This is a genomic window from Flavobacterium macrobrachii (genome assembly GCF_014486675.1).
Lineage (GTDB): Bacteria > Bacteroidota > Bacteroidia > Flavobacteriales > Flavobacteriaceae > Flavobacterium > Flavobacterium macrobrachii.
Window position 1 is genome coordinate 1 of record NZ_JACTAC010000102.1, and the last position, 7,487, is coordinate 7,487.

The 7,487-nt window shown below is 32.6% G+C and carries 10 protein-coding genes and 1 pseudogene; 6 read left to right on the forward strand and 5 right to left on the reverse strand.

Annotation, left to right across the window (positions count from 1 at the left end; genetic code table 11):
- The 3 genes and pseudogenes from IAI56_RS14770 to IAI56_RS14780 all read right to left on the reverse strand — a co-directional run.
- Nucleotides 1–589: pseudogene (locus tag IAI56_RS14770) on the reverse strand (TolC family protein); the annotation flags it as partial.
- Nucleotides 590–592: 3 nt separating this feature from the next.
- Entirely contained in the window at nt 593–1,204 is a 612-nt protein-coding gene (locus IAI56_RS14775) for a TetR/AcrR family transcriptional regulator (protein ID WP_171221812.1), read from the reverse strand.
- A 133-nt stretch (nt 1,205–1,337) separates the two neighbouring features.
- Nucleotides 1,338–2,591 carry a site-specific integrase gene (locus tag IAI56_RS14780; protein WP_187658598.1) on the reverse strand — a complete coding sequence of 418 codons (1,254 nt, stop codon included), beginning with the start codon at nt 2,589–2,591 and terminating at the stop codon, nt 1,338–1,340.
- Between the two features lie 961 nt (nt 2,592–3,552).
- On the opposite strand from IAI56_RS14780, the gene IAI56_RS14785 reads away from it, so the two are divergent.
- The 6 genes from IAI56_RS14785 to IAI56_RS14810 all read left to right on the forward strand — a co-directional run bounded on the left by IAI56_RS14785 (nt 3,553) and on the right by IAI56_RS14810 (nt 6,178).
- Nucleotides 3,553–4,311, forward strand: a complete 759-nt coding sequence (locus tag IAI56_RS14785) for a hypothetical protein (protein WP_026704782.1) — start codon at nt 3,553–3,555, stop codon at nt 4,309–4,311.
- Nucleotides 4,311–4,706, forward strand: a complete 396-nt coding sequence (locus IAI56_RS14790; RefSeq protein ID WP_187658599.1) for a DUF5675 family protein — start codon at nt 4,311–4,313, stop codon at nt 4,704–4,706. Before IAI56_RS14785 ends, IAI56_RS14790 begins: the two co-directional genes overlap by 1 nt.
- Before the next feature lie 3 nt (nt 4,707–4,709).
- A complete protein-coding gene (locus IAI56_RS14795) occupies nt 4,710–5,219 on the forward strand; it encodes a hypothetical protein (RefSeq protein WP_187658600.1) in 510 nt (169 codons plus the stop codon).
- Complete coding sequence (locus IAI56_RS14800; protein WP_187658601.1) at nt 5,206–5,418, forward strand: hypothetical protein; 213 nt, start codon at nt 5,206–5,208, stop codon at nt 5,416–5,418. Before IAI56_RS14795 ends, IAI56_RS14800 begins: the two co-directional genes overlap by 14 nt.
- Entirely contained in the window at nt 5,405–5,581 is a 177-nt protein-coding gene (locus IAI56_RS14805) for a hypothetical protein (protein ID WP_169522873.1), read from the forward strand. The genes IAI56_RS14800 and IAI56_RS14805 overlap by 14 nt, the downstream gene beginning before the upstream one ends.
- Before the next feature lie 90 nt (nt 5,582–5,671).
- Nucleotides 5,672–6,178 carry a class I SAM-dependent methyltransferase gene (locus IAI56_RS14810; RefSeq protein ID WP_169522871.1) on the forward strand — a complete coding sequence of 169 codons (507 nt, stop codon included), beginning with the start codon at nt 5,672–5,674 and terminating at the stop codon, nt 6,176–6,178.
- A 37-nt stretch (nt 6,179–6,215) separates the two neighbouring features.
- On the opposite strand, the gene IAI56_RS14815 is transcribed toward IAI56_RS14810, so the two are convergent.
- Together IAI56_RS14815 and IAI56_RS14820 are read right to left on the reverse strand one after the other, a co-directional pair.
- Nucleotides 6,216–6,395 (reverse strand): hypothetical protein, encoded by a 180-nt coding sequence (locus IAI56_RS14815; RefSeq protein WP_026704787.1) that lies wholly within the window; start codon nt 6,393–6,395, stop codon nt 6,216–6,218.
- Between the two features lie 23 nt (nt 6,396–6,418).
- Nucleotides 6,419–6,841, reverse strand: a complete 423-nt coding sequence (locus IAI56_RS14820; RefSeq protein ID WP_026704788.1) for a DUF6943 family protein — start codon at nt 6,839–6,841, stop codon at nt 6,419–6,421.
- Between the last annotated feature and the right edge of the window lie 646 nt (nt 6,842–7,487).

Genomic DNA, 7,487 nt, shown 5'->3' on the forward strand with positions numbered 1-7,487 from the left:
GCTGGTTTATTTTAATAATTTCTGCTTCTAAAACCTGTTCTGATGATGGAAGAATTGCTCCAAATTTGACTCCTGATTTCACTTCCTTAACTTTGGAAGTTAATAACTCTTTTTTTGAAGATAGTAGTGCCTTTTTTTCTTGAAGTAACAAAACAGAAAAGAAATATTGATTAATTCGAGTTTTTATTTGATATAAGCTAACTTCAATTAGTTGCTGTTGTGTTTTGGTTTGTGCTTCTTTTAATTTAGTATTTGCATCAATTATTCCACCATTGTATACTAATTGATTTACATCTAAAGTTGCTCTATATTGATCTTTATTTAAAGATTGAACTCCAGGTAGTGAAGTAGGTAATCCTATCACTTCAGATTGATAAGTTGCTTGTGCATTTACATCGATTTTTGGTAATTTTCCTTTGCTTAATGCTTCAATTTCATAACTTGATTTTTGTTGTATTAATCCTGTTTGTTTTGATAAAGGATAATTTTTTGTAGCTAATGAGTAACAATCTTCCAAGGATAAAGTCTGTTGTGCATTAGCATATATTGATATAGACAATACTATCAGTATGATTAACTTAGTTTTCATAATTTATATTTTTATTGAATTAATGATAAACTCAGCCACTTCCGTTTTTCTATTTTCTAGTATTTTATTATAGCTTTCTTTATCCATATTAACAAGTGCCATTAATAGCGGTTCTCCGATAAAAGGAAAAATATTTAAAGAGATAATATTGATAAATAGCTGTTCGGCTTCGATTGGTTTGATAATTCCTTGATTTATAGCATCACTTACTTGAAGTTTAAATTTTTCAATGGAAGGAAAATTTTTTTCAGAGCGAAGCTTTTGAACAAATTCTGGGTTTTTATTTAATTCTTGTATTACAAAATTTGGTAAATAGGGATGTTTGATTACAAACGAAACATAATTTTCAGTGAACTTTCGTATTTTTTCAAATAAGTCACTATCATCATTTAGCACTTTATTTAATTGTGGTGCTAAAAGCGAAAAAGCACTTTTGAAAACAGCTTCAAATAATAATTGTTTGCTTCTATAATAATAATGCAATAATGCTTTATTAATTTTTGCTTTATCTGCTATTTCTTGCATTCTTGCACCTGCCATTCCTTTTTGCTGAAAGATTTCTTTTGCAGCTATTAATATTTCAGTTTCAGTATTTTCAGTTTTAATTTTATCCATATTGTTTAATTATATAGTTTAACTATTTGGTTAACAAAATTACTAAAATAAAGTTACTAAAATGGTGTTTATGCTTTTTTTAACAAATAATAAAGTCTTAATAGCTTTAAATAGCATTGATTACTAGAAATGTTTAGCTTGTGACTGAAGATTTTTTCAATATATTATTGTCTAAAATTGAAAATTTATCTTTTAAAATCTTCATATCATCACTAACTTTTCTATCTAAAACTTTAGCATAATGTTGTGTAGTTCTTAAATTTTTATGCCCAAGCATTTTGCTCACGCTTTCAATTGGAACGCCATTGGTAAGTGTCACAGTAGTAGCAAAAGTATGTCGAGCAATGTGGAATGTTAGTTCTTTTTCAATTTCACAAACTCCGGCTATTTCTTTTAGATACGCATTCATTTTTTGGTTGGATAAAATCGGAAGTAATTTGTCTTCATTTAAGCATTGTGGATGATTTTCGTATTTATCTATTATCATTTGTGTAACAGGAAGGATTGGAATTTTGGAAGCACTTTCTGTTTTCTGCCTGTGCGTGAATATCCATTTCTCTCCATCAATACCGTAGCTTATATGTGACTTTGTTAGGTTTTTGACATCTATGTATGCTAAACCTGTAAAGCAGCTAAAAAGGAAGATATCACGAACTAGTGAAAGCCTTTCAGTTTTGAAATCTTTTTCTATTATTGATTGGATTTCTACTTCTGTTAGATAAACTCTCTCAACTTCTTTGACTTTTGATTTATAATTAGCAAATGGGTTCTTTTCTAACCAGTCATTGGCCAAACAAAGCTTGATGATTTTATTGAAGTTTTTTAGGTATTTAACAGCTGTGTTGTTTGCACAATTTCTAACACTACGTAACCAAAATTCGTAATCGGTTATAAAGGCATGATCAATCTTTGTAATATCGATATCAGAAATGTTGTATTTCCATTTCATGAATTCAATAGTATGCTTGAGTGAAGTAATGTAGCGTTCTAATGTTCCAGGAGCGTATTCTTTTCCAACCAATTCTTTTATTTTGTTGTTGTGGTCTTGGAAGATGGGAACGAGCATACGCTTGGTTTCTGATAGACCAAACAATTCATTCTTTAAATTTTCAGAAGTAACGCTAATATCTTTCTTGAAAAGTTTCTTCTCTGCTTCTAAAACTTGATTTTTTAGATAATCCAGATGACTATTGATTGTTCTAGCTTCTTCTGAAGTGCCTTTAACTTTGCTGCCTTCTGAGGACCATTTATCGGGATTGATGTATTTGTTGGTACTAAACTCAAATCTTTTAGCATTAACTGTAACTCTGGTGTAGATTGGACAAACTCCTAAATTGTTGGCTTTTGCTCTCTTGATGTAGAAGAGAATTGATACTGATGTGTTCATTGTTGGTGACCTTAAAGTTAGTATTAAATTTATTCGATTTAATAACTACACACAAGATGTACATTTTTTGAATATGTTGTTGAACACCTTGTAGTAGCGGTGCTTTCGTTGCGAGGTGTCACTGAAAATTTAATTTTTTAGTGACACCTTGAAAGACACCTAAACTTTGAGATTTAATGAATAATTTGATATAACCCTAAAAGAAAAACCCACTAAATTGTTGAATTTAGTGGGTTTTAGTACCGTTTGTATTTCTACTGGCGGAGAAAGAGGGTTTGCAACCCGCTTTCGTATGTCTTGATATTACTGACCTTGCAATTTTACTATTTTAAAGTACCCCGAATTGTGCCCCTTATGGATTAATTCGATTTGTACTTCTTTGACTATTCAAATATAATGAATTATCATTAATTGACAAAATCAGCAATGCTATTTTTTGAACTAGTTTCTTTTATTTTCAGTGGTTTAGCAGTCCTTTAGCCGTTCAATTTTCATCCAACTATGCAACGCACTACATGTTCTATTTTAAGTCCTGTATACTCGCAAAATTCCTCAATAGAGATAAGCTGATGCGGTTCTTTATTTAGGTGCTTTTTAATCTTCAATAAATACAATCTTGCTTGAGCATATTCTTTTCCCATTATGCGCTGCACATCTTTTGGATATATACATACCCTAGTGCTGCTTGGTATCACTTTTCTATAATTTAATACTTTATCTATGCCTTTGACTAGGCTTTGAGTAAGCTTTATTATCTCCTACAAATCTATGTAATTTCTGATTAATAGCAGATATTATAATAGTCGATTATGTGTGATTTTGTTTGGTTTAGAAATGAGAGTGTTTGAAATGTGGTTTTAATGATTGAAACTTTGAGTAAATCATTCGGGATTTAGTTGCAACGATTAACGAAATGAAAGTGAGTTGTGAAAATGAGTATTAATCAAAAATTGTAAAGATTATGGCTAGACAGAAAGGCATAATTAAACTAAAAGGTACTATCGGTGATATTACTTTTTACAAAACGCAAGACGGACACTTGGCGAGAGAAAAAGGCGGAATTGACGCTAGTAGAATAGCCAGTGATCCTGCGTTTCAAAGAACTCGTGAGAATGGCTCCGAGTTTGGTAGAGCTGGAAAAGCTGGGAAGCTTTTGCGCACTGCTTTAAGACCATTACTTATCAATTCTGCCGATGGTAGAATGGTAAGTCGTTTAACCCAAGCTATGGTTAAAGTTATTCAAGCCGATTTAGTGAGTGATAGAGGTTTGCGTAACGTAATTGATGGAGAGGCTGAATTGTTATTTGGTTTTGAATTCAATATTCGCGGTAAGCTAGGAACTAGCTTGTATGCGCCATTTGTAGCAACAATTGACCGAGTTGCTGGAGAAATATCAGTTGATATTGCTTCTTTTATTCCTTCGAATATGATTGCTGCACCAAGTGGAACTACTCACTTTAAGATTATCTCTGGCGGAGCCGAGGTAGATTTTGAAGCTGAAACGTATGTAGTTGCTACTTCTGAAACGGCAATTTTGCCATGGGATGCAACCCCAACAGCGGTTATTAACCAAGTGAATGCGGTTACAGCTGCTAGTACAAAACCTTTGTTTTTGGCTTTGGGAGTTGAATTTTATCAACAAATTAATGGAACAATGTACCCGTTGAAAAATGGTGCTTTTAATCCATTATCTGTTGCTAAGGTTGACAGTGGTGTGTAATGGTTTTATTGCTCACTAGAACTTATTTCCCTGATGGAACAAATGGTAAACTCGAATGCGATGGCAAATTAATTTGTAACACAATTGAGTTGCCTTGGAAGATGAACGAAACGAAGGTTTCCTGCATTCCGGAAGGGAAGTATTTTATTAGAAAGCGATATAGTCGGAAGTTTAAATGGCATTTGGAAGTGATTGATGTAAAAGATAGAAATTTTATTCTATTTCATCCTGCTAATAATGCTTTAAAAGAATTAAACGGTTGTATTGCTCCAATTACAAAACTTTCTGGACCAGGTTTAGGTCTGATGTCAAGAAAGGCATTTGTCAAGTTGAAAGACTTGGTGTACCGTGCTTTAGATAGCACAGAAAAAGTTTTATTAATTATTAAATCTTAAAAGATGAAAAATTTATTAGGAGCTACTGCTTCAACAAATCGTATTTTTAGAAGTATCAAAATGTTAATGCTTGTTTTATTAATGACTATTGGTTTCACAAGTTGTGATGATCAATCTAATTCAGATACTTTACCACAAAGTGAATTTAATTTAAAGTCAGATTTTGATGAAAGCTTGTCAAGATGTACTTGCGGATTAAGTACTGATGGAGAAATTGGAGGTTGCAAAGGAATTAAAGGTGAATGTGCAATTCTATCCCGCGATAGTATTGGTGGTGGGAAAAGTTCGAGTGGAACACTTCAACGAAGCTCGACTGAAACCAATGAAATTGGTGGAAGAAAAGACACCTCAACAGGAAATTATACTTCCAAAGAGATTGGTGGCTCTAAAGACAATGTCATTATAAAAAGGGAAAGCCATCGAGATAGTTCTGACATTGGTGGTGGAGGAAAAGGTTCTACTACTACATTGTTTAATCGTTACCCTAAAAAAATGAGCCATGAGTTTAATTAAAAGAGCAAAAGCTCCAACACCGAAATTTTTTAAAGTGCTTCGAAATGTTGGTTTGGCATTGGCTGCTGTTGGCGGAACTATTTTAGCTGCTCCGATTGCGTTACCTGTTATTGTAACAACAATTGGTGGTTATTTAGCAGTTGCTGGCGGAGTTTTGTCGGCTGCAAGTCAGCTAACTACAACTGATGACAGCAAATAATCCCACATTGATGGGAACCGCTGGAGGTACATTTTTAAGCATTGTTCCTAATCTTTCTTCTGATGATATAGCAAAAACGGTTGTCTTGGCTACTGTTGGAGCAATTGTCAGTTTTACGATTTCATTACTGCTTAAAAGCATAAATAAGAAGCACAAAAAATAAAGTTTAACTCTAGTTGTGGTGACCTTTGGGTTAAACAAATGAAAGCCCAAACCTGATGGAATGGGCTTTTTCATTTAAAAAATAACTTGTATGATACAAAATAAAATAGATTATATAAAAAGAGGTGCTTTTGATGAATTATATACGCCTAAAGAAGCTGTAGAATGTATTCTTCCTTATATTCCAGATGGGGTTAAAATAATTTGGGAATGTACCGCAATTGAGAATAGCGAAATTGTCAATGTTTTAAAAGCTAATGGTTTTGAAGTCATAAGATCACACTTAAACGATGGTTTAGATTTTTTTGAATACGAACCTCAACAGTATGATTTGATTATTACAAATCCGCCTTATTCTTTGAAAGATCAATTCTTGAAACGTGCTTTTGAATTGGATAAACCTTTTATGATGCTGTTGCCTATAACAACATTAGAAGGTAGAAAGCGAAGCGAAATGTTCCAAAAAAACAGAGTTCAAGTTTTGATACCAAGTAAGCGATTTAATTTTATCAAAGAAAAAAAAGGAAGTTGGTTTCAAACATCCTGGTTTACATGGAAACTTCATCTGAAGAATGACTTAAACTTTATTAATGTGTAGCAAAATGCCCAGTCAATATTGACTAGGCATTTATTTTTTAAACCTCTTCAAATAAATTGAGTGTTACTTCTAACACTACAACTTCCGAATTAAAGTTATAAAGTTCTTGCCATTTGGCACAATCAATTGCTTTGGCTCTGGTGTCGAATATCCCAAAACATACTCTTGATGCCTTGGATTTCCATTTGTCTGTTTGGTACAAAATAAATAGTTTCATGATTATCGATTTAAAATAAGACTTCATTTTTTATGATAGCGATGTAGAATTACTCGCTTCAAATCGTTGATAAGATTGATATTTTGATGAAATTGTTTTTCCTTGAGTTCCAAAAGGCGAAGTGTTTCAACATCTTTTTTATGTTGTTCAAAATCTTGTAGCATTTCCTCGGCTTTTGCAGAAAATTCTCTGATGAAATCACCCATTCTTAGAAACGGAATGACAGAACCACAAAGGTTTCTGTGCCAAAATTTGGACTGCCAAAGACTGTAAGTTATCCAAAAGATATTTTCGCAATCTTCTTCGTTTTGAAAAATCACGACAAAGCTGTTAGTAAATGGTGTTTTTTGTGGCTTTCCGCTGTTCAGTCCTTTGTTGAGTATGAATAAACATGGTCTGGCGTAAACAGTATCTTTTCGGTGCGTTTTGATAATGAAATTTGGCATACTTTCGGTTTTTTAGATGATGTGCCTCGCTACCACAAGCCACACATAAAATTTTTAAAAGAAAAAAAGAAAAAAAAGAAAGTCGTCCTTCAAGTGGAGGTTTCAAGAAAAACAAGTTTTTTAGAAAAAATACTACCCGATACATCATCGGAAAAGTGGAGGTGAAGTCGGAAATAAATGTTGTTGCGAACCGTTTTGGGTGGAGATTTTTTCTAAAACCCGAAGGGCTTGAACTTGTTTTTCTTGAAACCGGAACTTAACTTTACTTTCTTTTATTTATTTTTTTATTTTTCCTCGAAAGCCAAAATGTTCCATTTAAAACTGATTTTGGGATGTTGTTAAGAATAGTGGATGTCCTCGGAAAGGGTATAAATTTTCAAAACAGAAAAAAGAAATAAAATTCCATACCAATTATTTTTTTGTTTTGAAAATTTATACTCTTTCGTTTGAAGTTTTTATTGTTTTTAATGGTCAAACGTAATGGTCTTTTTTCTTGGAATTGTACTTAGTGACCATTTCTTACTATTTGATTTTTTTGGGTATAGAAAATGGTTTTTACCATAGGCAAATCGATTTAACATAAACTATTTTCTATACTCAAAAAAACAATGCAACTACTTACCTAGTGCGATGAGGCAGTAGCGCA

Bases quoted from the DNA above. Each gene is read 5' to 3' on its own strand.
- IAI56_RS14775 (WP_171221812.1), bottom strand. From the start codon at position 1,204: ATGGATAAAATTAAAACTGAAAATACTGAAACTGAAATATTAATAGCT.
- IAI56_RS14780 (WP_187658598.1), bottom strand. From the start codon at position 2,591: ATGAACACATCAGTATCAATTCTCTTCTACATCAAGAGAGCAAAAGCC.
- IAI56_RS14785 (WP_026704782.1), top strand. From the start codon at position 3,553: ATGGCTAGACAGAAAGGCATAATTAAACTAAAAGGTACTATCGGTGAT.
- IAI56_RS14790 (WP_187658599.1), top strand. From the start codon at position 4,311: ATGGTTTTATTGCTCACTAGAACTTATTTCCCTGATGGAACAAATGGT.
- IAI56_RS14795 (WP_187658600.1), top strand. From the start codon at position 4,710: ATGAAAAATTTATTAGGAGCTACTGCTTCAACAAATCGTATTTTTAGA.
- IAI56_RS14800 (WP_187658601.1), top strand. From the start codon at position 5,206: ATGAGTTTAATTAAAAGAGCAAAAGCTCCAACACCGAAATTTTTTAAA.
- IAI56_RS14805 (WP_169522873.1), top strand. From the start codon at position 5,405: ATGACAGCAAATAATCCCACATTGATGGGAACCGCTGGAGGTACATTT.
- IAI56_RS14810 (WP_169522871.1), top strand. From the start codon at position 5,672: ATGATACAAAATAAAATAGATTATATAAAAAGAGGTGCTTTTGATGAA.
- IAI56_RS14815 (WP_026704787.1), bottom strand. From the start codon at position 6,395: ATGAAACTATTTATTTTGTACCAAACAGACAAATGGAAATCCAAGGCA.
- IAI56_RS14820 (WP_026704788.1), bottom strand. From the start codon at position 6,841: ATGCCAAATTTCATTATCAAAACGCACCGAAAAGATACTGTTTACGCC.